Origin of the sequence: Bacteroides salyersiae (assembly GCF_031172035.1) — a bacterium.
GTDB classification, from domain to species: Bacteria; Bacteroidota; Bacteroidia; order Bacteroidales; family Bacteroidaceae; genus Bacteroides; species Bacteroides salyersiae.
The window spans coordinates 4271186-4296218 of record NZ_CP133452.1 but is presented as its reverse complement, the minus strand read 5'-3'; the positions used below and the strand labels follow the sequence as shown (position 1 = coordinate 4296218).

General features: G+C 41.5%; 16 protein-coding genes, 6 tRNA genes, 1 pseudogene and 1 riboswitch. Of the genes and pseudogenes, 17 read left to right on the top strand and 6 right to left on the bottom strand.

The genetic code is table 11. The features are described 5' to 3' along the window. Nucleotides 1–35: 35 nt before the first annotated feature. The 5 genes from RB604_RS16295 to RB604_RS16275 form a co-directional block, all read right to left on the bottom strand. On the bottom strand, nucleotides 36–656 hold the full coding sequence (locus RB604_RS16295; protein ID WP_005931505.1) for a thiamine phosphate synthase: 621 nt from the start codon (nucleotides 654–656) through the stop codon (nucleotides 36–38). 3 nt (nucleotides 657–659) lie between these two features. Further along, entirely contained in the window at nucleotides 660–860 is a 201-nt protein-coding gene (gene thiS / locus RB604_RS16290) for a sulfur carrier protein ThiS (RefSeq protein ID WP_005931506.1), read from the bottom strand. Between the two features lie 70 nt (nucleotides 861–930). Then, nucleotides 931–1025: riboswitch (TPP riboswitch) on the bottom strand. A 52-nt stretch (nucleotides 1026–1077) separates the two neighbouring features. Continuing rightward, nucleotides 1078–3072: a sensor histidine kinase gene (locus RB604_RS16285; RefSeq protein WP_055294366.1), complete on the bottom strand. Its 1995-nt coding sequence runs from the start codon at nucleotides 3070–3072 to the stop codon at nucleotides 1078–1080. 217 nt (nucleotides 3073–3289) lie between these two features. Further along, nucleotides 3290–3907: a superoxide dismutase gene (locus tag RB604_RS16280; RefSeq protein WP_005931510.1), complete on the bottom strand. Its 618-nt coding sequence runs from the start codon at nucleotides 3905–3907 to the stop codon at nucleotides 3290–3292. 137 nt (nucleotides 3908–4044) lie between these two features. Then, entirely contained in the window at nucleotides 4045–5757 is a 1713-nt protein-coding gene (locus RB604_RS16275; RefSeq protein WP_005931512.1) for a hypothetical protein, read from the bottom strand. 79 nt (nucleotides 5758–5836) lie between these two features. Here RB604_RS16275 and RB604_RS16270 point away from each other — a divergent pair, with 79 nt between their 5' ends. Beyond that, entirely contained in the window at nucleotides 5837–8164 is a 2328-nt protein-coding gene (locus RB604_RS16270) for an ATP-dependent helicase (RefSeq protein WP_005931514.1), read from the top strand. Nucleotides 8165–8222: 58 nt separating this feature from the next. Then, the gene (locus RB604_RS16265; protein ID WP_005931517.1) at nucleotides 8223–8906 is read left to right on the top strand and encodes a glycine zipper family protein; all 684 of its coding nucleotides are present in this window, start codon (nucleotides 8223–8225) and stop codon (nucleotides 8904–8906) included. Nucleotides 8907–9135: 229 nt separating this feature from the next. Here RB604_RS16265 and RB604_RS16260 read toward each other — a convergent pair whose 3' ends face one another. Further along, nucleotides 9136–9693, bottom strand: a complete 558-nt coding sequence (locus tag RB604_RS16260) for an NAD(P)H-dependent oxidoreductase (RefSeq protein ID WP_005931520.1) — start codon at nucleotides 9691–9693, stop codon at nucleotides 9136–9138. Between the two features lie 121 nt (nucleotides 9694–9814). Between RB604_RS16260 and nspC the strand changes: the two genes are divergently transcribed. The 15 genes and pseudogenes from nspC to RB604_RS16185 form a co-directional block, all read left to right on the top strand. Continuing rightward, nucleotides 9815–10954, top strand: coding sequence for a carboxynorspermidine decarboxylase (nspC, locus tag RB604_RS16255; protein WP_055294369.1), 1140 nt, complete (start codon nucleotides 9815–9817; stop codon nucleotides 10952–10954). Nucleotides 10955–11071: 117 nt separating this feature from the next. After that, nucleotides 11072–11144, top strand: a tRNA-Gly gene (locus RB604_RS16250). A 29-nt stretch (nucleotides 11145–11173) separates the two neighbouring features. Continuing rightward, nucleotides 11174–11255: transfer RNA gene (locus tag RB604_RS16245), tRNA-Leu, on the top strand. A gap of 35 nt (nucleotides 11256–11290) precedes the next feature. Then, a tRNA-Leu gene (locus RB604_RS16240) sits at nucleotides 11291–11374 on the top strand. Between the two features lie 15 nt (nucleotides 11375–11389). Beyond that, nucleotides 11390–11462, top strand: a tRNA-Gly gene (locus tag RB604_RS16235). A gap of 31 nt (nucleotides 11463–11493) precedes the next feature. Beyond that, nucleotides 11494–11575 (top strand) — tRNA-Leu (locus RB604_RS16230). Between the two features lie 40 nt (nucleotides 11576–11615). Beyond that, a tRNA-Gly gene (locus RB604_RS16225) sits at nucleotides 11616–11688 on the top strand. Between the two features lie 459 nt (nucleotides 11689–12147). Continuing rightward, nucleotides 12148–14835 (top strand): outer membrane beta-barrel protein, encoded by a 2688-nt coding sequence (locus tag RB604_RS16220; RefSeq protein ID WP_229103579.1) that lies wholly within the window; start codon nucleotides 12148–12150, stop codon nucleotides 14833–14835. A 107-nt stretch (nucleotides 14836–14942) separates the two neighbouring features. Next, complete coding sequence (locus tag RB604_RS16215; protein WP_005931530.1) at nucleotides 14943–16010, top strand: efflux RND transporter periplasmic adaptor subunit; 1068 nt, start codon at nucleotides 14943–14945, stop codon at nucleotides 16008–16010. 9 nt (nucleotides 16011–16019) lie between these two features. After that, nucleotides 16020–19058 carry an efflux RND transporter permease subunit gene (locus RB604_RS16210; RefSeq protein ID WP_055294374.1) on the top strand — a complete coding sequence of 1013 codons (3039 nt, stop codon included), beginning with the start codon at nucleotides 16020–16022 and terminating at the stop codon, nucleotides 19056–19058. Then, nucleotides 19055–20377: a TolC family protein gene (locus RB604_RS16205; RefSeq protein ID WP_005931539.1), complete on the top strand. Its 1323-nt coding sequence runs from the start codon at nucleotides 19055–19057 to the stop codon at nucleotides 20375–20377. Before RB604_RS16210 ends, RB604_RS16205 begins: the two co-directional genes overlap by 4 nt. Nucleotides 20378–20525: 148 nt before the next feature. Next, nucleotides 20526–21596, top strand: a complete 1071-nt coding sequence (locus RB604_RS16200) for a sensor histidine kinase (protein WP_005931542.1) — start codon at nucleotides 20526–20528, stop codon at nucleotides 21594–21596. Continuing rightward, nucleotides 21589–22383 carry a LytR/AlgR family response regulator transcription factor gene (locus RB604_RS16195; RefSeq protein WP_005931545.1) on the top strand — a complete coding sequence of 265 codons (795 nt, stop codon included), beginning with the start codon at nucleotides 21589–21591 and terminating at the stop codon, nucleotides 22381–22383. The genes RB604_RS16200 and RB604_RS16195 overlap by 8 nt, the downstream gene beginning before the upstream one ends. A 130-nt stretch (nucleotides 22384–22513) precedes the next feature. Then, the gene (locus RB604_RS16190) at nucleotides 22514–22960 is read left to right on the top strand and encodes a hypothetical protein (protein ID WP_229103578.1); all 447 of its coding nucleotides are present in this window, start codon (nucleotides 22514–22516) and stop codon (nucleotides 22958–22960) included. Between the two features lie 1288 nt (nucleotides 22961–24248). Then, nucleotides 24249–25016, top strand: a pseudogene (locus RB604_RS16185) (alpha/beta hydrolase); the annotation flags it as partial. Nucleotides 25017–25033 lie beyond the last annotated feature (17 nt).

Below are 25033 nucleotides of genomic sequence, written 5' to 3'. Positions count from 1 at the left end.
AATTTATGAATGATGATTTATAATAGGGAAGGAGATTAAAGGGGGATTGACAAGATCCGGGTGGTCTCTTCTACAGGGTTTTCGGCCTGCAGTATGGTACCGGATAAAGCAATACCGTTGACTCCTGTTCTCATGATATCCGGAATATCCTGATAAGTGATACCGCCGATGGCTACTACCGGAAGTTGTATTCCGGCCTGTTGCATCTGTGAAATGATGGAAGTGTATCCTTCTATTCCCAAGACAGGACTCAGGTTCTTTTTGGTAGTAGTGAAACGGAATGGACCTATACCTACATAGTCTGCTCCTGCACGATAGTGCATTTCTACATCCTCAAATGTATTGGCTGTTCCGCCAATGATGAACGCTTCGCCCAGCAGTTGGCGGGCTTCGGCTACCGGCATGTCTGTTTTACCCAAATGTACTCCGTCCACTTCCAGCTTTTGGGCCAATTCCACGTGGTCGTCCAGTATCAGAATGGCGTCATGTTCCTTACACATTGGTTTCAATTGTAGGGCAACGGCTTCCACTTCTTCCAGTGGCGCTTCCTTCATACGCAATTGTATCCATTTGCACCCGCCTTCAAGTGCCATGCGGGCAGAATCCAGATAAGAATATTTCTCGGTATGGTGAGTAATAAATTGCAGGCTGATCATAGTCTATCCTCCGCAAGCAGCTTTAATTATAACCAGATTGTCATTCTCGTGGAGTGTGAAACTGTCCCAGTCCGTACGCGGAATCATTTTGTTATTCGCTGCAATGGCAATGCCCTGAGTGGGAAGTTCCAATTGTACGGTGAGTTGCGTAATGGTAGAAGTATCGGCTATTTCCACTTCTTTGTTGTTAACTTGTACTTTCATCGCTACAAAATTAGGTTTATTGATGATAACGAAAGTAAATACAAAGAGAGTGCTATTAATATGGAGAGCGGTAATGAAGTAACACAATCCCTACGTCAGTACTAACTGCATCAGGTTCCAGGGTATGATCTCAGCCCGTCTTGCCGGGCACCCCTTTGTCTTTACGGTGGCAAAGTAAATGAAAAAGAAGCAGAAAAAAAATAAAACGAATACTTTTTTATTGTATTTCTGTGTTTTCCTCTTCCCGTTTTTTTATTGGATGCGAGAATACGAAGCGGGTTCCGTTTTTATAATTGCGATCTATCCAAATGTCTCCACCCATCTGCTGGATGGTCAGTTTACAGATAGAAAGCCCCAGTCCGGTACCTTGTACAAATTCGTTTAACTTCACAAAACGGTTGAATACGAGCTCTTGTTTATCGTCCGGTATGCCACATCCGGTATCTGTGACCGAAAAGAGGACGTAGCCGTCTGTCTCGTCTATTTCGAAACTCAGTATGATGCTTCCGCCTTCGGGAGTAAATTTCAGTGCATTGTTCAACAAGTTGATAATGACTTGCTGAAGACGGAGCGGGGCGGTATAAAGCGTATATGATTCGAGGGGAGAATCGAAACGGACTTCTGTATTTACTGCCTTGTTCTGGTTGGTTAACATTACCATATTTTGGCAATGACCGATGAGATCATACCATTCATAATCGAACTGTAGCCTGCCGGATTCCAAGCGGGAGACATCCAGCACATCATTAATGAGTTGGAGTAACAGATCCGAATTGGTCTGAATAATCGAGATGTATGTTTTTTGCTCTTCGGATGCTTCTATCGTACTTGCCAGCAGACTGGAGAAACCTACGATCGCATTGAGGGGAGTACGGATTTCATGACTCATGTTCGAAACAAAGGCGCTTTTCATCCGATTGGCTTCTTCTGCGCGTTCTTTGGCATGACGCAGTTCGATTTCATTGTCTTCCAATTTTTTCTTGTCTGTTTCCAGTTGTTTTGCCGATTCTTCCAAGTTATTTTTTAGAATTCTGGTTTTGAAGTAATAGTACAAAGAAACGAACAATCCGAGTAATAGGGTACAAAAGATGCCGGTAACAACCCTTACTCCGTTTTTATAAGTTTCAAAGAAAGTAGGTTCTTTATTAATGATAACAGACCCTTCCGGTAGCTCTTTGTTTTCAAATCCCAACTCTTTTAATACTTTTGCATCGAACACATACCGGCATGGTAATGTGTTCAATTCCGGTTCGGGGTTTTCTTTTAAATCTAATATCCGATAAGCCTTTTCACCCATTTTCAGACCGATGTCTTCGTAATCGGGGACGTATCCTCCTATGGCCCAGTATCCTATTCCGGTAGCTGTCAGGCTGAATACCGGCAGTGTCGGATTGGTATGTGAGAAAGCATACACCGAATTGTTGATGTAGGTCATCTTTTGCATATCTACCCGCCATATACCGAGTAGGGCGACGGAGTTGTCCGGCAGGTTGTGTACCTTTTGTGCCGCCATGTCTAAGGTGAGTCTTCGTCCGTCGATGAAAGTGGTACCTATTTCCGGATATTTCTCCAATTCCTGTTTGACGTAAATCAATTGAGCCAGTCCGTTGTAGGTGTTATCGGAGATAAAGGCAAGATGTGCCATTTCCGGATAGAAATTCCTTATCAGGTGTATGTCACGGTCTACATGATATTTATAAGCGTAACATGCTTTCACGTTAAAACCTTTCATGCGTTCCAGCAAGTCGATACTGGCGGGGAGATAGGTACTGGCATTCGTTTCTTTGGAAGGCAGGTCGAAACTATGGCGGGGAGCCATGGCGCATAACACCGGTATTTTTTTATATTCTTCTTCCTCCAATGAAAAATAGCCGCTCCATGCTTCTCCGCCAAGCAGTATGATCAAGCTTACCTTGGGATGCTTGTCTATGATGTTTTTTACTATTTTCGGCCATCTCCAGGCATGTTCCAAACTGATGGCATTCATGTTCTCCACTACAGCCGGACAGGTACCTCCCAATTTTTGATAAGTCGTGATACAAGAGTTTATGTTATCATAAGTGTGCTTGCTGTCCGAATTGTAGGAAGTAATGAACAATATTTCCTCTTTGGAATTGATAATTTCCTGTGCATGGCTGTAGGGCGAATGTAGAGGAAGAATAATTCCAATGATAGCAAAAGTACATAGTAATTTTTTTCTATTCTTGTTCAAAGGAAGATGGTCTAATTTAGTTAGTCGATACAAATATATAATTTATATTTGTAAAAATGAGTTAGCGGATGAGTATTTCAGTGTGTCCGCATATCAATTATTTAATAATGAATACTCTTATTGTCTGGCAGAACAGCATTGAAACATAGATTAGATAAAAAAAACGCCATCTTAAACAAGACGGCGTTCTCTAATGAATTAAATAAAAAAGGGTTTATTACATTCGTTTGTCAACTACTTCCCAATCTATGATATCCCATAAAGCGTTTACATGATCTGCACGGCGATTCTGGAAATCAAGGTAATAAGCATGTTCCCACACATCAAAGCCCAATAGCGGTTTCAAGCCTGCACGTACCGGATTACTTCCATTAGCTTCTTTGGTGATATGTAACTTGCCGTTTTTGTCAACAGACAGCCAAGCCCATCCCGAACCGAATAAGCCTACTGCGGCGGCATTAAATTCCTTCTTGAAATTTTCAAAACTTCCGAAGTCACGTTTGATCGCTTCTGCCAACTTACCCGATGGCTCTTTCTTTGAAGGCTTCGGTGCAAATTGTAAGAAATATAATGTATGGTTCAGTACTTGTCCGGCATTGTTGAAGATAGCTCCATCCGGAGCTTTCGCTACAATTTCTTCTACTGTTTTGCCTTCAAATTCCGTTCCGGGTACCAGGCTATTGAGGTTGTTTACGTAGGTTTGTAGATGTTTACCATAATGATAATCTATAGTTTGCTGACTGATTACAGGTTCCAGCGCATTGTTTGCGTATGGAAGTTTAGGCATTTCGTAAGTCATGGTCATAAATATTAAAGACATTAATAATGTATTCATAATGTTTGGTTATTATGTATATATCCTATTAACATATGAAAAGCCGTAAATGTTTAGAGCCTGCTTAATTTTTGCTCACATTGTTTTGAGAAAAAATTAGGCAGGCTCTTCTAATCGTGATTAAAAACGGGCGTTCTTTATTTGACTACTTTCTGTTCTGTTATTTCCGGATTGTTTTTTGCTGTTTTACGTATCCATTGTCCGGTTTGGTCATATTCATAATACATGTCACTATCTATTTGATTGCCATATTCGTCGTACATAAAATACTGCGAGCAGATTCTTTTTTCATTATTGACCAATATTTGTGTGGAGACAATTTTTGTCAGATAGCCGTATTTGTCGTATTCATATACATCTGTTCGCGAACTGATTTGTGTAGGCAACGGATTCTTGGGGAGTGGCAATACGTATTGTGATTTTACTTTTTCTCCTTTGCTATCATACTGATGTACCGTCGATGAGAGCATTACGTCTTTATGATATTCTTTCTCTTCTATCAGTTTTCCTTGCCGGTTGTAACTTCTCAATATCAGTTTACCATCTGTGTATTTCAATGAATCGCTTTGCACCGTCCCTCCGGCATTGAATGTCCGCTCTCTTTTGTATATCTCTTTTTTGGTTTTCGTATTTATCTGTATTTCTTGTGCACATCTGTCTTGTGCATCGTAAAAAAATGATGTGTGAAATTGCATATTGCCACTGGTAATATCGATACCGGCAGGTTTCCCGTTTGGCAAGTAGGAATATACTTCCGTAGTAATTTTATTATTCAGCTTTGCTTCCGATTTCATCAACATCCCTTTTTTATAATATTTCGTAGAGGAAGGAGTAATCCATACTACCGAGTCTTCGAATTGACTGCGCAGTTCATGTGCTTTGTCACGAAATTCTCTATACTTATGGGTCAGGAGAAATCCTTGGATTAGTTCCAGTTTACTACTACTGTTTATCTCCGGTTTCATCAATTCGTAATCCACACTGTCTTTGGTATATTCCAATTCTACAGTGTGTTTTCGCTTGCCTTCCTCCAGATAGACGGCATTCTCATACTCGTCAATACATTGTTTTTTAGATGCGAGTGCTCCCGCCTGTTGTATCATGGAAAAAAGATAATCATCATACAGCGCACGTACTTCCGGAGTATATTTACGATTGGACATTCCGTTGTAGTAACGGTTCAAGGTTATATTATCGAAGAAGTTTTTAAAATTGGCATGGGTCGGTGCACGTTTCACGCTGTTGTATAGTAATTGGTTATACTCACTCATGAATTGCACTTTATACTTACCTTCCGGAAATTCATTGAAGTAGTTTTCACATTTGGCTGTGCTGCTTTTCTCCTCCAGATCCTTCATTAATGCATCTTCTCTTGTTTTATAGAAAATATCCATTTGCGCCTGTGGAATCGGATATTTACCATTTTTGGCCCCTTCTATCAGTTGTTTACTCAATGAAAGCTTATCATTTGAAGCGTCCAGAATTTCTGTTATTACACTGTTTGTCCGGTCTCGCAGAGGGCCAAAATCAATTTCTGTCTCGTTGCAAATAGCCGGCAGACTTCCTTTGACGGCTTTAGCATAAGCAGGATAGTAATCAATGGCGCTTTTACTGTCCGGTTGAGTCCATAGGCGAGTCATGATATCCATTAGTTCTACCTCGGCGGCAAATGTCTGGGCTGTTTTCTCGTCCAGTTTCTCGCGGCCTTTTTGAAATTTTTCGATTTCATTATCACTCAAGAACTTCAGGAGTTTTCCAACGCGGTCCTGTTTTTGTGCCATGAGTTGTGATGTTCCTATTGTCATGCTTATGATGAAGATGGCAACTAAAGAGAGACTCTTTTTTATCATACTTGTTTTCTTTGAGGTTAAGTCACAAAAGTATATAAAATTCTATATATTGTCAAATGAATGTTATAAATTTGCCGCTATGGAAAGAAACTACCTCGAAGAACTGAACGAAAGTCAGCGTAATGCGGTGCTTTACAATGACGGGCCATCACTTGTGATAGCAGGTGCAGGTTCCGGTAAGACACGTGTACTGACCTATAAAATAGCCCATTTGTTAGAGAATGGATATAATCCATGGAATATTTTGGCACTTACCTTTACTAATAAAGCTGCACGTGAAATGAAAGAACGTATCGCCCGTCAGGTAGGCGAGCAGCGTGCCCGTTATCTTTGGATGGGAACGTTCCATTCTGTTTTTTCGCGGATTCTTCGTGCCGAAGCCCAGCATGTCGGATTTACTTCACAGTTTACTATTTATGATTCGGCTGATAGCAAGAGCCTTTTACGTTCTATCATCAAAGAGATGGGGTTGGATGAAAAGACCTATAAGCCCGGTATGGTGCAGGCGCGTATCTCTAATGCCAAGAACCATCTGGTTTCTCCTTCCGGTTATGCAGCGAATAAGGAAGCCTTTACAGAAGATCAGGCAGCCAAGGTTCCTGCACTTCGCGATATCTATCGTCGTTATTGGGAACGTTGCCGCCAGGCAGGAGCTATGGATTTCGATGATTTGCTTGTGTATACCTATATATTATTCCGTGATTTTCCGGAGGTACTGGCACGTTATCGTGAGCAATTTCGCTATGTGTTGGTAGATGAGTATCAAGATACGAATTATGCCCAGCACAGTATCGTGCTCCAGCTTACCAAAGAGAGTCAGCGTGTATGTGTGGTAGGCGACGATGCTCAGAGCATTTACTCTTTCCGGGGAGCGGATATTGATAATATTTTGTATTTTACGAAGATTTATCCGAATACGAAAGTGTTCAAGCTGGAACAGAATTACCGTTCCACTCAAACCATTGTTTGTGCTGCCAATAGCTTGATTGCGAAGAATGAGCGGCAGATACGTAAGGAGGTGTTTTCCGAAAAGGAAAAGGGAGAGGCTATTGGTGTGTTTCAGGCTTACAGTGATGTGGAAGAGGGGGATATTGTGACGAATCAAATAGCGGCTTTGCGTCGTGAGCACGACTATTCTTATTCCGATTTTGCTATTTTGTATCGTACGAATGCCCAAAGCCGTATTTTTGAAGAAGCTTTGCGTAAACGGGGAATGCCTTATAAAATTTATGGCGGACTTTCATTTTATCAGCGTAAAGAGATCAAGGATGTGATTGCTTATTTTCGTTTGGTGGTAAATCCTAATGATGAGGAAGCTTTCAAGCGTATCATTAATTATCCTGCCCGTGGTATTGGTGACACTACGGTAGGAAAAATCATAGCGGCTGCTACGGAGAATAATGTCAGCTTATGGGCTGTTCTTTGCGAACCTTTGACTTATGGTCTTACTATTAATAAAGGTACACACAATAAATTACAAGATTTTCGTGGACTTATAGAAGAGTTCATCTCTACACAAAGCGAGAAGAATGCTTATGAAATAGGTACGGAAATTATTCGTCAATCCGGCATTATCAATGATGTCTGTCAGGATAATCTGCCCGAAAATTTAAGTCGCAAGGAGAACATAGAGGAATTGGTTAACGGTATCAATGACTTTTGTGCTGTCCGGCAGGAAGAAGGGAATCCCAATGTGTCTTTAACCGATTTTCTTTCGGAGGTTTCTTTACTTACCGATCAAGATTCCGATAAGGAGGGAGACGGTGAAAAAATAACTCTTATGACCGTTCATTCTGCTAAAGGACTTGAATTTGGCAATGTGTTTGTGGTGGGAATGGAGGAAAATCTTTTTCCAAGTGGGATGGCCGGAGATTCTCCCCGTGCGATGGAGGAGGAGAGACGACTGTTTTATGTAGCCATTACCCGTGCCGAAGAGCATTGTTTTCTTTCATTCGCCAAAACCCGTTTCCGTTATGGAAAGATGGAATTCGGTACCCCGAGTCGTTTCCTTAGGGATATCGATACTCGTTTTCTAAAATTGCCGCATGAAGCCGGATTGGGAAGGCAGATAGATGAAAGTGCCGAACGTTTCCGTCGCGAACGTCCCAAAGTACAACTTATTAATCCAACGTTGTCTCCGCGTAATTTGAAGAAGATAGACCCGACAGTTTCTTCTGCGGCTGGTACTGTGTCATCTGTCCGTTCATCCGGAACGCCGGCTGCTGTTGGTGGAGCTTTGCCTGTATCTGTGCAGCCGGGACAACAAATCGAGCACGAACGTTTCGGGTTGGGAGAGGTGCTGCAAGTAGAAGGAAACGGTGATAATGCCAAAGCTACTATTCGCTTTAAAAATGCAGGTGAGAAGCAACTATTATTGCGCTTTGCACGTTTTAAAGTTATAGGGTGATATTTCATAATTACCGCTTGCCGTACTTTTTTTGCGGGAAGCACAAAATAAGTGAGCCATGAAGAAGTTAATTGTTTGGATGATTTTGTCCACTTTTTTATTGAGTGGTTGTGTTAGCGGACGTATGTCCGGAAATCCCGGAGCCGTTGTGGCGGGAGCTTCTATTGGAGGTTCGGTGGGAAGTGCTATCGGTGGTCTTATCGGTGAGAATAATCATGGATGGAGAGGTGGTTATCGCGGTTCGGCTATCGGTACTATTGTAGGAACCGTTGCCGGTGCTGCTATCGGGAATGCCGTATCGACACCTCGTAACAGGGAAGAGGGTTATGTGGAAATAACGGAGAAACGATATAATTCCAAACCTCAGTCTCAGCGTCCGGCACAGATACCGGATTTGAGAATACGGAATATCCGTTTTATCGATACGAACCGTAATCATGTGATTGATGCCGGTGAAAATAGTAAGGTGATTTTCGAAGTGGTGAACGAAGGACGTACTCCCGTCTATGATATCGTACCTACGGTTGAAGAGATAACCGGGATGAAGAATATTTATATTTCTCCGTCGGTGATGATAGAAAAGATAGCTCCCGGTGAGGGGATACGTTATACTGCTACCGTATATGGTGGCGAGAAATTGAAAAATGGTGAAGTAGTGCTGCGTGTTACGGTAGCTGCCGGAGATTATTCCGAATGTGATTGGCAGGAATTTTCATTGCCGACTCAGAAAAGGGGGAGATAAATAGTGCTTGTTTTTGCTTTATTGTACTGTTTTGGAATTGAAATAGCGATTATGAGAAATATTGGAACTTCGTTCAGCACATTTTAATTGTACCGGATGGGAATCCGGACATTCTTATAAATGCAGATGGATGTACATGATCATAAGTGTTCAATTTGACCTTTGTATTCATCTGCATTTATAAGAATTTTAGTGTAATGGCTATTTTATTAGCTTTTATCAGGAGTACTTACCAATTGTTTCCGGAATTTTCCGTTCCAATGAGTCTTTCTACTTTTTGTCTATATAGATTTGCTCCTTCCGCTATGTTTTTTGCAGCATCGGTTGTTCCCATACCGTAGGCTATAATCGGTGTCTGCCACACCATACCTGCGTGTATAGCACCTACTTGATAAGGTCGTAGTAATTCGTCTACGGTAAAGCGATTTCTTCCTCCACTCCGGTATGCTTCAAACTCTGAACCGGTAGTGGTTACTACCATTAATGGTTTTCCTGCTACTGCAGGTGTTTTTGCCAGATAGGTAAATACCTCATCTTGCCATTTCTTCAGTAGCGACGGTGCGGACATCCAATAAAATGGGAATTGATAGATAACAGCAGCAGCGTGTGAAATGATTTTACTCCATTCGTCCACATTGAAAGTGCTTTCATTGTGCAGTTCGTACAGATTATATACAGCCACTTCGTCCATGTCCTTTACAGCATCCGTTAATGCCTTGTTTGCTTGTGACTCTTTCATGTTGGGATGCGCCAGGAGAATCACTACTTTCTTTAAATCTTTATCCATAACGTTTTCTTAATTTTTTGTGAAGAATCAAATCATTTCGTAAAGGTAGGAAATATTGGAAAACATTACGTACTTTTGCATCATTATTCTATCTACTAACTACTAAATTTTATATTCCGATATGATAGACTTTACCCGATTTCCTTCTCCTTGTTATATCATGGAAGAAGAGTTGTTGAGAAAGAATCTGAATCTGATAAAAAGTGTGGCCGATAGAGCAGGAGTAGAAATCATCCTTGCTTTCAAATCTTTTGCTATGTGGCGTTCTTTTTCTATATTCCGTGAGTATATCGCACATTCTACGGCGAGTTCTGTATACGAGGCCCGGTTGGCTTTAGAAGAGTTTGGAAGTAAAGCACACACTTATTCACCGGCATATACTGAGTCGGATTTTCCCGAGATCATGCGTTGTAGCAGTCATATTACTTTTAATTCTCTGTCACAGTTTCGGTGTTTTTATCCCTTGGTTGTAGCTGAGGGAAAGAATATCTCTTGCGGCATTCGTATTAATCCCGAATATTCTGAGGTTGAAACGGAATTATATAACCCTTGTGCTCCCGGTACCCGTTTCGGCATTACTGCCGATTTGTTGCCTGATATTCTTCCGGAAGGGGTTGAAGGTTTTCATTGTCATTGCCATTGTGAATCTTCTTCTTTCGAACTGGAACGTACTTTGCAGCATCTTGAAGCGAAGTTTTCCCGTTGGTTTCCGCAGATAAAGTGGCTGAATTTAGGGGGAGGGCATCTCATGACCCGTAAAGATTATGATACGGAACATCTTATTCGTTTGCTTCAAGGGCTGAAATCCCGTTATCCTCATATGCGTATCATTCTTGAGCCCGGTTCGGCCTTTACTTGGCAGACGGGGGTATTGACTTCCGAGGTTGTGGACATTGTAGAGAGTCGTGGTATTAAAACTGCCATACTGAACGTCAGCTTTACTTGCCACATGCCCGACTGTCTTGAAATGCCTTATCAACCTGCAGTGCGCGGAGCGGAAATGGGAAATGAGGGGCCTTATGTTTACCGTCTCGGCGGTAATTCCTGTTTAAGCGGCGATTATATGGGATTGTGGAGTTTTGATCATGAATTGCACATCGGTGAACGGATTGTATTTGAAGATATGATACATTACACGATGGTCAAGACAAACATGTTCAATGGCATTCATCATCCTGCCATTGCATTGTGGACAAAAGAAGAAACAGCCGAAATATACAAAGAGTTTTCTTATGAAGATTACCGTGACAGAATGAGTTGATAATCAAATAAATTATTTTTCGGAGTGGGTAAAGAATATATTTTCTTGCGAAAAAAGTATGCAGAATGTTTGCACGTTTAGAGAAAATCCCTACCTTTGCAACCGCAAACGAAAAATGCGGAAATAGCTCAGTTGGTAGAGCATAACCTTGCCAAGGTTAGGGTCGCGAGTTCGAGTCTCGTTTTCCGCTCTCTTTGAAATATTGGAAATCCTTTCTTTGCCCAGGTGGCGGAATTGGTAGACGCGCACGTTTCAGGTGCGTGTGTCGAGAGGCATGCAGGTTCGAGTCCTGTTCTGGGCACAAAGAAGTGGAGAAGTTCAGAAATAAATAGATTTGGAGAGGTGGCGGAATTGGTAGACGCGCTACTTTGAGGGGGTAGTGACAGTTATGTCGTGGGAGTTCGAGTCTCCTTCTCTTCACATATATTGAAAAATGCGGAAATAGCTCAGTTGGTAGAGCATAACCTTGCCAAGGTTAGGGTCGCGAGTTCGAGTCTCGTTTTCCGCTCACGTTCTTTGAACTACAAGATATAAGAAAGGCCCAGGTGGCGGAATTGGTAGACGCGCACGTTTCAGGTGCGTGTGTCGAGAGGCATGCAGGTTCGAGTCCTGTTCTGGGCACAGTCTTTTGGAGATGATGAATTGATGAGAGACTTTAATTGCGGAAATAGCTCAGTTGGTAGAGCATAACCTTGCCAAGGTTAGGGTCGCGAGTTCGAGTCTCGTTTTCCGCTCAAAAGCAAGCGAGGACATTTCGGTTTAATCGAAGTGTCCTCGCTTTTTTGTTCACCCGGACATGGGGGGAATATCGGATCAACGTAATAACGAGTCATAAATTAGAGTGCTAATTTGTTATTGTTTTGTATAAGTTGTATTTATAGTGTCTTTTCTGAGATTTTGCTGATAGAAATATAGATAATATTGATAATTGATTTTGTTACCTTTCCTTACATTTGTCTTTATGAAAAAAGAGGTGATAGAAAAGTTATGATTAAGTGGTGGGTAGCTATGATAGAAATGCCAATCTTTAATAAACCCTAAAAACTAACCTTTAGTTTTAACTTTATAATGACTCTTTACTCTAATCTTTAAATAGCGTAAATCATCTGATAAAAATATCTAATACGAATTCATTGAATATAAATAGGTATATAGGTTGCTTTCAGGCTCTTTTAATTTATTGCATATTGCAAATGGTATATGCAACGATGGAGGTTAAGGCACAGTCCGGTAAGTTGGTATTTGCCGGACGTGTTCTTGACGAAGAAACTCAGGAACCGATACCTTATGCCGCTGTTCAGATCTATGCAATGCCCGATAGTACGTTTATCACCGGAGGAGCAACCGGAGAAGACGGGTGTTTTTCTCTTACTGCTTCTGTTCGTAGGTCGGGAAAGATATCCGTTCATGTGTCCTGTATCGGTTATGCAGCCGTTAATCGTGTATTTGATAATAAGGATTGGAAATTGGGTGATATTTGTCTGGCTCCCGATGGTTTCATGTTAGAGGAAACTGTTGTAACGGGCAAAGCGCCAATGGCAGTTACCGAGAATGATACTACTGTGTATAACTCTTCCGCATTTCGTACTCCTGAAGGTTCCATGCTCGAAGAACTTGTGAAGCAACTGCCGGGTGGAGAGATCACTTCGGATGGAAAATTAATGATTCAGGGTAAAGAGGTGAAAAAGATATTGGTAGATGGTAAAGAGTTCTTTTCAGATGATCCGCAGGCTGCTTTGAAGAATCTCCCTGTGGAGATGGTGGAGAAATTGAAAGCCTATGAGCGTAAGTCCGATCTGGCACGCCTTACGGGGATTGATGACGGCGAAGAGGAGATGATTCTTGATCTCTCTGTAAAAAAGGATATGAAGAAGGGTTGGATGAACAATTTTCTTGGCGGCATGGGAAGCAAGAGTCGCTATGAAATAGCTAATACCATGAATCGTATCCGGGAAACTTCACAACTCACCGTCATTGCAAATTGGAATAATACTAACAATCAAGGCTTTTCGGAATTACAACAGGAATCCTCCAATGCCACGGGCAATACACGCAGCAGGGCCGGCTTGACGACTTCTCGTTCGTTGGGAGTTAACTTTAGTAAAGATTTTGGGAGTGTGAAGTTTCGTTCGAATGTGCAATATGCCGGTACGGACCGAAAGGAAGAAAGTAGTACGATGACCGATAATTTTATGAAAAAGGAAAAGTCGATCACGAATAGTACGAATAGTACGCGAAATAAAAACGACGGAATTACGGGGAATGCATATTTGGAATGGAAAATAGATACAGTGACTAATCTGATCTTTCGTCCAACTTTCCGTTATTCTGCGGCGGAGCGTCAGGGGGCCGGTTATCAAAAGAGTTGGGCGGATGAGGAGGAACTGAATGAAAAAGAATCCTCCAACTGGTCGGAAAGTTCACAATACAATCTGGCACTGATGTTGCAAATAAGCCGTAAATTAAACCGTAGAGGACGTAATGTCGCCTTGAAACTTGATTACGGGGTCAATGCTTCCTCATCTGACCGGCTTAACTATGCCACTACACGTTATTTTAAAAACGGGACGGAAAAGGTGCTGAACCAGAAGATAGAAAATCAAACAGACGGTGATAACTATCGTATTCAGCTTGTATACGTGGAGCCGTTGCCATGGGCACATTTTCTTCAATTTCGTTATAGTTATCAACATCGGACGTCCAATTCCGATCGTAAAGCTTACAATTGGAATAAAGAATTAGAAGATTTTACAGAAGACCCTGATACACTTAACAGTAACTGTTTTGAAAACCAATATTCCAATCATCTGGTGAATCTGTCTGTACGTACTTCACAGAAAAAATATAATTATAATGTCGGAGTCGATCTCGAACCACAAAAATCGGTCAGTGACAATTTTCTGTTGGATGAACTTAAGTATAGCCTTCCCCGGAGTGTTCTCAACTTTTCACCGACAGTGAGTTTCCGATATAAGTTTTCCAAACGTACCCGTTTGCAGATTACTTATCGCGGTAAGAGTCGTCAACCTTCCGTTCGTGATCTCCAACCTGTTGCCGATCAGACTAATCCGTTGAATATCCGTATGGGTAATCCGTCGTTGAAACCATCGTATACCAACACTTTTAATCTCAATTATAACACTTACAATGTAAAACACCAACGAAACATGGTGTTGCAACTGACTGCCGAGAATACATTAAACAGTGTGACCAATCAGGTGACTTATGACAGTGAGACCGGAGGACGGACGACTCTACCCGTCAACATGAATGGTAACTGGCAAACACAGGGCTCTTTTTCATTAAGTACCCCGTTTAAGAATAAACACTGGCTGATACGTACGTATTCGATGCTCCGCTATAGTAATAAGAATGGTTATACTACGCTTAATAAAGAAGAACCTCAGAAAAGCTCTGTCCGTCATTTAACAGCTCGTGAAAGACTTACTCTGACCTATCGTACGGAACAGTTCGAGGTGGGGGTGCGAGGTTCCGTACTTTATAATAACTCTTATAATAATGTAAGAAGTATCCGTACAAAGACATTTGATTATCAGACCGGAATGAATGTTCAGTGGTATTTTCCTCTCGGTTTTGAGTTGTATAGCGATGCGGTTTGGAATTTGCGTGCCGGATATGGCACAGATGAGGGGAATGATTATCTGATGTGGAATATGCAAATTTCCAAGTCTTTCTTTAAGCGAAAACAGTTGCTGCTGAGATTTAAAATCTATGATATTTTGCAGCAGGAGAATGCATTGATGCGTACCATTACAGCAACTGCTATACGGGATACGGAATTGAATGTATTGGGAAGCTATTTCATGTTTCATGCTATTGTCAGAATAAATAAGATGGGAGGGAAGGCGAAACGCCGATAAGTCAGTTCCTTCTTTTTCCGTTTCAGTCTCCGATTTTCCACTTCAGTATTTTTTTTCCTTCTATTTTGAAAATGACCTTGTATGTTTGCCGTAAAAATATGTAGGTAATGAATATGGAGGTAAAGAAATTTGTTTGTCTTTTTCTTGTTGCCACTTTGGGTATTTCATGCAGTATGGGTGAAAAAGACAAGAAGGAAGAAAGGATGTCGGTCAGGGTTTTCTGTGCCGAGAAAGCTGTCAGCGAAGGAGAAAGGGAATTCACTTTCTTGTCGCAACCTTTTAAGTCTACGGAGTTATCTTTTCGGGTAGGCGGCCCGATATTGGATTTTGATGTCCGATCGGGGCAGTTTTTTCGTAAAGGTGAGTTGATTGCAGCGATTGACGATCGCGATTTCAAAGTTCGTAAGGAGAAAGCGGAAGCTGTATACCATCAGGCAGAGACTGAGTTTAAGCGTGTTGCAACATTATATGCAAAAGAGAATATTTCTGCCAGCACATATGAGAAAGCAAAGGCGGATTGTGCTATTGCCCGGGCTGCTTATGAGACGGCTGCCAATGAGTTGGCAGACACCCGCTTATTGGCACCTTTTGACGGATATGTGCAAGAGGTGAATATAGAGCGTTATCAAGATGTACGTGCATCCCAATCTGTTGTCAGTTTTATTGACCTATCGCGTTTGAAGATAGAAACGTATATTCCCGAAAATATGGCTGTGGCATTGCAACGGCAACCGGACGGCCTTTTCGGATATAAACTGAAATTTCGTTTTGATGCTTTGGGAGATAAAGTGTATGCTACCGATGATGTACAGGTGTCCAAGACTACTACTACGAATAATCTATCCTTTATTCTGACTGCCATTCTTGACAATCGGGACGATAAGCTACCGGGAGGTATGAGTGGCACGATGTCAATCACTTTTCCGGAAGATTCGATACAGGAAGAAAGTCCGGTTTTTATCCCTCAACTGGCTGTGTGTCATCGTCCTGCGACGGGCACCTTTGTATGGAGATTGACAGAAAGCAATCGTGTAGAGGCTATCCCTGTGACGATTGGCAATCTGAAGAGAGACAATAAAATAGAAATCCTGTCAGGGCTTACTACGGGAGATAAAGTTGTGCTGAGCGGACATAGTTTTCTTTCCGAAGGACAGGAAGTAAATATTATCAAATAGGTAGGCAATATGAAGAAGATGGTAGCATTCTTTTTAAAGAACCGGGCTTTTGCTATGTTGATTTTATTTTTGGTGTTGGCGGGCGGTCTTTATTCGTACTTTAAAATGGGAAAACTCGAAGACGCTCCTTTTACTATCAAGCAGGCACTCGTAACTACTGCATATCCCGGTGCGTCACCGCACGAAGTGCAGACCCAAGTGACCGATGTATTGGAGGAAGCGATTCAATCAATCGGTGAGGTGTATTATTTGAAGACGGACAATCGGGCAGGACTTTCAAAAATTACAGTCTATGTGAAAAAGGAGATTCGTGCAGACGAGATGCAGCAGTTATGGGATAAACTACGGCGTAAAGTAGGTGATGCACAGTCTAAATTGCCTGCAGGGGCAGCCACTTCGGTGGTAAATGATGATTTTGGCGATGTACTTGGCGTGTTCTATGGTTTGTGTAGTGATAAACATTCGTATCGCGAACTGGAAGATCAAGCTAAAAATATAAAGAACGAATTGCTTAAAATCAAGGATGTGGCCAAAGTAGAGATATTCGGTATCCAGAATCCGGTGATCGAAGTGTTGTTGCAGCCCTCGCTTATGGTTCAAACCGGAATTACCACAGCCGATATAGCCCGTGCATTCGAGAAACAGAATAAAGTAGTGGATGCCGGTGCTGTTGAGAATGGAAATAACCGTCTTCGTATCGAAGCACGTGGTAGTTTTACCAATCTGGAAGAAATCGAAAATCTGACTATTGTTTCAAAAACCGGTGAGTATTTCCGGCTCAAAGAGATAGCGATGATAAGCGAGAGTTATGCACGTCCTGCCCGTAATCTGATGAAGGTCAACAATACCCCGGCTTTAGGTATTGCCATTTCTACCGTTTCAGACGGTAATGTGGTGAATATGGCTGCTCTTGTGAAAGAGACAGTGGAGCGTACGAACGTGGAGATGCCCGATGGCTTCGAATTGCTGACAATCTATGATCAAGGTTATGAATCGGCTGTCGCCAATGACGGATTTATACTTAATCTGATCATTTCCGTTCTCACTGTCGTGGCGGTATTGCTCTTCTTTATAGGATTTAAAAACGGTATTCTGATAGGGAGCGGACTGGTATTTTCTATTTTTGCCACTCTCATCTATATGCATGCCAACGGAATTGCCTTACAACGCATGTCCCTGGCGGCAATCATTATTGCTATGGGAATGCTTGTAGATAATGCCATAGTGATATTCGACTCGGCTCTGATGAATATGGAGCGTGGAATGCGTAAACGCAACGCCATTATGAAAGCGGTATCCGGTACGGCAATACCTCTGCTTGCTGCTACAGTCATTGCTATCCTTACATTTATGCCGGTTTATCTTTCTCCCGATATCACAGGCGAACTGCTTTCGTCTCTTTTTATTGTGATAGCCGTTTCTTTGTTGTTCAGTTGGATATTTGCCATTACACAGAATGCATTGTTCATTGAATTGTTTGTAAGGCGTCCACGTCCGGAAGAATTAAAAAGTGAACTCTATCAAGGGAAGATGTACAACTGGTTTCGAAAAATGTTGGAACATGCCATCCGTCGGAAATATATTTTACTGGGGGTAATGGTTGGTTTGTTGCTTCTTTCGGGGTGGGGATTCCGTTTTATCCCGAAACGTTTTACGCCGCAACTCAATAAGCAATATTTTACCATTGACATGTGGATGCCCGAAGGTACAAAGATAGAGCGTATGGAAGCGGCTACGAAAGAGGTGTCCGATTTTCTGGAAAGTTTTGAGAACACCCGCCAGGTATCTACTTTTATCGGACAGACACCGCCGCGTTTTTATCTGGCCAATGCTGCTTTCGGCCCTCAGCCTAACTATGCACAATGCCTCGTAGAAGCCTATTCACCCGAAAAAGCCCGTGAATTACAGGCTATACTTCGTGATACGGTAGGGAAGCAGTTTCCGGATATCTTTATGCGGGTAAACCGTTTTGAATTGAACACCGTACCACAGGCTTTGATAGAAGCCCGTTTCTGTGGACCAGATGAGGCGGTATTGGACTCCTTGACGGAATTGGCACTTAGCGTGATGCGTCGTAATCCGAAAGTTGCTAATGCCCGTAATGAATGGGGGAACATGGCGATGATGGTGCAGGCGGACTACGAACCGGTGAAGGCCGGGCGGTTGAGCATCGGTAAAGATGATATGATAGAGGCAACCAAAGCGGTTGGTGATGGTATTTCGGTAGGTATTTACCGTGACAATGAGAAGAAGGTACCGGTACTTTTGAAATCGGATGTATCCGGCGAGATGAATCTCGATCGTTTGGGCGATCTTGCCGTGTGGAACGGAGCACATTCGGCACCATTGGCACAGGTGACAAAGGATATATGTATCGGGTGGGAATTTCCATTGGTTCGTACCTATAACCGGCAATTGTCTATGGCTGCCATGTGTGATGTAAAACCAGGGCATACAATGGCGGAAGTACATTCCGAAATAAAAGAAGAAGTAGAGGCTATACAGCTTCCCGAAGGATATACTTTTTTCTGGGATGCACAGTATAAGACGCAGAAGGAAGGAATGGCGGCATTGACAAAATACTTTCCGTTGGCGCTATTGCTATTGGTACTTATTCTTGTAGCTCTGTTCCGTAATTATCGCCAACCGTTGATAACGTTTCTTGTATTACCTCTGTCGGTGACCGGGGTTGTGTTCGGTCAGTTGGTTACAGGTACTGAGTTCGGGTTCTTCAGTATTGCCGGTTGGCTGGGGTTGTTGGGGATGATTATAAAAAATGTTATTGTGTTGCTGGATGAAGTAAACGTACAACTTCGCGCAGGAATAAAACCTTATACGGCTATTATTGAATCTACCGTTTCACGTGTACGTCCGGTGCTGATGGCTGCGGTAACTACCATATTAGGTATGGTTCCTCTTTTGTTCGATGTTGTATTTGCCGGGATGGCTGCGGCAATCGTGTTTGGTTTGACGTTTGCCACGCTGCTTACTTTGTTTGTAACCCCGGCACTATATGCTGTGTTTTATAAAATAAAGAAAGAGTCATGAGAAGAGAGAATAATAGGGTATTTTTGTTAGCCATGTGGATGATGTTTTTCGCTGTTTCTGCCTTCGGGCAGGATAGCGGCTTGCTGAATCGTTACCGTAGCCGTGCATTGGAGTATAACCAAGATGTGAAGGCTGCCGAAAAAAATATTGCATTGAGTAAAGAATACGAAAAATCAGCCAAAGCAGATTATAAACCGAAACTTTCTGCCGGTGCCAATTTTGATTATACAGGCAATCCCATAGAGTTGTCTTTGGATTTACCTTCATCGGATAATCCGGTACGGTTTGAGGGTAGGCATTTGAAGTATGGAGCTTCGGTTTCACTGACCCAGCCCTTGTATACGGGTGGACGTATTCGTGAAGGAGTGAAAAAGGCACAGGCGGAAGGTCGTTTTGCCCTTAACCAAGCCGAAATGATAAAGGCGGATATCAGTTATGAAGCCGATCTGCGTTATTGGAATACAGTAGCGCGCGGAGAGATAGTAGATATTGCCTGTCGGTTTGCCCGGTCGGTAGAAAAATTGGTTAAAGTGGTGCGCGAGCGGGTAGAGGTGCAGTTGGTAGATCGCAATGATTTGTTGATGGCGGAGGTAAAATTGAACGATGCCCGTTATCAATTGATGCAGGCGGAGAATGGTTACGAGGTGGCTCGTATGTCGCTCAATTCTTTTGTCGGTGAGGATTTCGAATCGGTGCTTCCGGTCGATACGCTGGTGGTTCCTATCTATTCGGTAGGTACTTTGCCGGGCTATATGGAACAGGCAACGGGCAATCGTCCGGAATTGCGTATGGCACAGGATAAAATCTCAATACAGGAGTCGGTACGCAAGCTGAATCAGGCACAATTTCTGCCACAGTTTTATGTCGGGTTGGATGGCAGTTATAGTTCTCCGGGGTATAATTTCAAGGCGGATCTCGATCCGAATTATGCTGTGTATGCAAAGGTCAGTATCCCATTGTTCGAATGGGGAAAACGCCGTAATGAAAAACGGGCGGGAGATTACAAAGTAGCTATTGCGAGAGATAATTATAATAAAGTGAAAGATGCCGTGAGTCTTGAGGTGCAATCAGCCTATTATAACTATGTGCAAGCCGTAGAACGTGTCACTCTCACCGAAAACTCTCTGGCAAAGGCATGTGAAAATGAGGAAATGGCATTGGAACGCTATCGCGAAGGTAAAATTTCAATTGATGGGGTATTGGATGCACAGATGTTTCATCAAACGGCGCAGATGAACTTTGTACAATCACGTTTGACAGCTCAGATAAGCTATTCGAATTTTGTCCGGGTGTTAGGGGTGGACTCTGTTAAGGAATAAAATATGATACTGATAAAAGCTTGGATAATCTGTTGAATGGGATCTCCCGGTTTGTAACAAAGGCCGGGAGAATGCCGTTTTATCAAGTTGCGGCGGATAATCTTTTGTAGGTACTGGCTTTTATTGGATAGATTAATTATCTTTGTTGATGAAAAACGTGCGACAGGTAAAAATGGTCAAAACTTCTCACTCTCGATACATCCGATTGCTGAATGTCCTCCTCTTTTCCGGATTGGGATGTTTTTCATATTTGTTGTTGGCACTTTATTCCGATCTGCCTAAACGCGATGATTTGGATTTCTCTTCATTGAGCTTTATGATCGGAGTAATGTTGGTTTTCAATGCGATGGGTTTTTGTCTTATTCTGATAGACTCTTGGTTGAAACGTGGTTTTCTTTTCTTTGTGGAGAGACGCAGGAGGGTGTTCTTGTATTATGCCGGTTTGGGGATATCGCTGTTGCTGATGAATTATCTGTTATTTGTAGGATTGAAGTGGATGGCGGATGTAGATCGGTTGTTTTATATTCGCTGGTCGGGAATACGGCTTCTTTTACTCGTTTGGTTGGTGGAGATGGTGATTGTAGGATTGACGGCTGCGAATAATTTCTATCGGCATACTATCGTGCTTTACAAGCGGAATATATATCTGAAAGAGAGTTCTGTCGAAGCGCAATATCAGGCTTTGCAAAGCCAGTTGAATCCGCATTTTCTGTTTAATAGTCTTAATACGCTGATATCGGAGATAGGGTACAATCCGGAGAATGCCATCTTGTTTACACAAAATCTATCGGATGTATACCGATATATTCTTCAATGCCAGCAACAGCGTTTGGTTACGCTGGGCAGTGAACTGGAGTTTCTCGATTCGTATGTATTTCTGCACCGCGTCCGGTTAGGTGATTGCATTACGGTAGATTGCCGGTTGGATGAGTCGTTGTTGGAATATAGACTTCCTCCGTTAACGCTTCAATTGCTTGCAGAGAATGTGATAAAACACAATATCATATCCCTAAGGCAACCCATGGTTCTGTCCCTTTCTTCGGAGGATGAAAATTGGTTGGTAGTGAGTAATAGTGTTCGTCCGAAGAAGTCGGTACAACCTTCGGGGATGGGATTGAAGAATCTTGCTTCCCGTTATCGTTTGGTGTGCGGGCAAGAAATTATTATAGAAAAGACTACTGAATTATTTACCGTTAAAATCCCTCTGCTGTATGAATAATAATCCTGTTGTCATCCGCGCAGCTATCATTGAAGATGAGATACCTGCCGCTCGTCTGCTCAATCATATGTTGGCAGAACTTCGTCCGGAATGGGAGATACTTTTGTTACCCGGAAATATAGAAGAAGCTGCGGAGTGGTTTAGTGAAAATACGCATCCTGACCTTCTCTTTCTGGATATCCAATTGACGGATGGCAATTCGTTTCTTTTGATAGAGAAGGCTTGTCCGAAAAGCATGATTGTGTTTACAACGGCTTTTGATACTTATGCTGTTCGTGCTTTTACAGTCAACAGCATCGATTATTTATTGAAACCGATTCATCGGGAACGGTTGGCGGAAACATTGGATAAATTTGATCGACTGCATACCCGATATTCCGTGGATGGATTACCTCATCAGGAGGAAATGCTGGAGGTGTTGCGTTCGCTTTCCAATCCGATAAAACGTTATCGTACTCGTTTTCTGGTTTCCGTAGGGGAACGATTGGTAACATTGCCGGTAGGAGATGTGGCCTATTTTTATTCGGAGAACCGGGTAACATTTGCCGTAACCAAACAGGGAAGAGAACATATTGTTGATTTTTCTTTGGATAAATTGAGCGAGCAGCTAAATCCGGATTACTTCTTTCGTACCAACCGGCAGACACTGGTCGGGATAGATGCCATCCGAAAAATCGAACCATATTTTCAGAATAAAGTAGTAGTGGATGTAATACCACCATTCAAAGATAAAATATTGGTTAGTAAGGAGAAAATAGCTTCATTTAAAGTATGGCTTAACTATTGATGCTTGTTTTGCCATTTCTGATATAATATTTAAAGCCTTTGCGACAACACTGCAAAGGCTCTTTTATTTTTTCGGTTAGCTTTGCTGCTGTGGCAACATCAATGAAAAATAAACCGTTTAGACAATTTGAATGATGAAATCTATTACACGAAAAACACCTATACTTTGGTTCGTTTTATGTTGTTTGGGGATAAATGTGCAGGCTACTTCTGGCCTGCTTCCCTGGGTACAGAAACCAGATTCTTTATTGTTGCCTTCCGGAACGACGTACCGCTATACTATGGATACTCCCGAAGGAGAAGGATTGGTTCCCACTCTGTTTTCCGTTAATGAGCTATTGGAATGTTTTGCAGAGACAAACGGAGTTCCTTGTCGTTTGGTGGATTCCCGTGGGATGCAAAAGTATGGCGGGTTACCACAAGACGGTGATCGTATGGAATTGCTTTCTCCGGAAGGGAAGAGCATTCGCCGATGGGCGATAGGGGTGAAGCGTGCGGCTTTACCGGCACGATTACATTTAGACCGGACACGAGCGACAGTGAATGTACCGGGAATACTGACGCTTGATTTATCATAGGCGATACCAATTGTAATCTGTTCCAGATAGGATCGGAAACTGCTGATGATATTCAGGATTTATATATAGATAACATCTATGTACTCGGAACATTGGAATAAATAGAATAATTTACATTATATTTGGATATTCAAATAGGATAACTACAGTAGGCCTAACAAACAGAAATGTAAACCTATTCAGTTATTGAAAATTGTTGAGTGAACTAATACAGTAATAACAACCGAAGCTGCCAACTAAATCCAGTACACATCACTCTTTTATTAGATAAATATATTATTACTGCAAAATCTTATTCTGTGATTGAAAACATCCGGATGTTTTAACTGATAACATCCGGATGTTTTGCATAACAACACCCGGATGTTTTGTATCTAAGAAATTAATCTTTAATAGTGTACACTACTCTATGATGTGTAGATGTATAATGATAGCAGAATGTAAACTTACAGATATTACTTTTTATCTTTTATTGATAAGTTACTGCATACGGTCACTTTATAGCTTTATGATTAATTTACCAATAGGATGAGGTTATTGGAGGCAATCCCATTTTGTAAAAAGGCAAAGGATGGTTATTACAAAAAATGATAATGTGGTAATATATGTAATATTAATAAAAATAACATAGATGATTATGGTTATGGTGCCTTATAAAGAGAAGGATACAAATGCTGTTTCAATATGGAAAGATCCCGGAATATTTTCAAAATAGGGTATATGTGACATCTGATTTTGAAAAAGTCGGGTTGTTTTGAACAGATGTTTTTCTGTTAATGTCATTAAATTGATTAATATGTATCTGTATAATATCATTTGCAGACTATTTTCAGAAGGTTATACATCTGATATAATATATAAAATTCTTTATCCTAACTTATTCTCTAATAAGAACATCTTTTGAATGATGGATTTTATTTTTTCAACTAATATGTTAAATAACAAGAAATATTCATTTAAGTATGTAGAATATCTTTTTTTAAAAAGAATGAGATTTTATTATAATAAACTGATTCTTATTATATTAATAATATAACAAATTTTATATTAAGGATTTATTTTTATGATACAAAAGCATATACTTTCTTTTTCCTTTTTTTTATTGTAGTTTTTAACTACTTTTGCCTGTCTTGATTAATTTTAGTAACATTCTAAACTATTATTTGTATAAACCATGAAAAAGAATTTACGTCTTTGCTTTTCTCTTTTATCGTTTTTATTGATGGGAGGAGGTATGCATGCTCAAAATGCGCATAAACCTTTTGATGTTGATTTATGGCAAGGAGGAATGCCTAATACTAACGGTAGGGACAGTGCGCCTTTTGACGAATCGAAAGGCAATTTTAAACCGTCGATTCGTGTATTTCTTCCTGCTCCGGAATTATCTACCGGTCGTGTGATTGTAGTTTGTCCGGGTGGGGGATACAGTGGTCTTGCATATCATCATGAAGGTTACGATTGGGCACCTTATTTTAATAAGCAAGGTATCGCTTTAGTAGTTTTGAAATACCGTATGCCGAAAGGCGGATATAAAGAAGTACCTTTTTCTGATGCTGAGGAAGCTTTAAGGGTAGTAAGGGATAGTGCTGACATCTGGAATATAAATCCGAATGATGTTGGTATAATGGGATTTTCTGCCGGTGGACATCTTGCTTCCACTATAGCAACGCATTCTGCGTTTGACGTACGTCCTAATTTCCAGATTTTATTTTATCCGGTTATTACGATGGATAAAAAGTATACCCATATGGGCTCGCATAATAACCTTTTAGGAAGCGATGCTTCTGCTGAGCTGGAAGAACGATATTCTAATGAAAAACAGGTAACAAAGGATACGCCACGGGCATTTATTGTATATAGTGATGATGATAAGTCAGTGCCTCCGGCAAACGGAGTGAATTATTATTTGGCTTTGAATGCGAACGGTGTGCCAACTACATTGCATGTATATCCTTCCGGTGGTCATGGATGGGGAATACGAGAGAGTTTTCTATACAAAAATTTAATGTTGGATGAGCTTTCTGCTTGGCTGAATACTTTCAAGTCTGAGTATAAGACTGTAAAATAATTAAA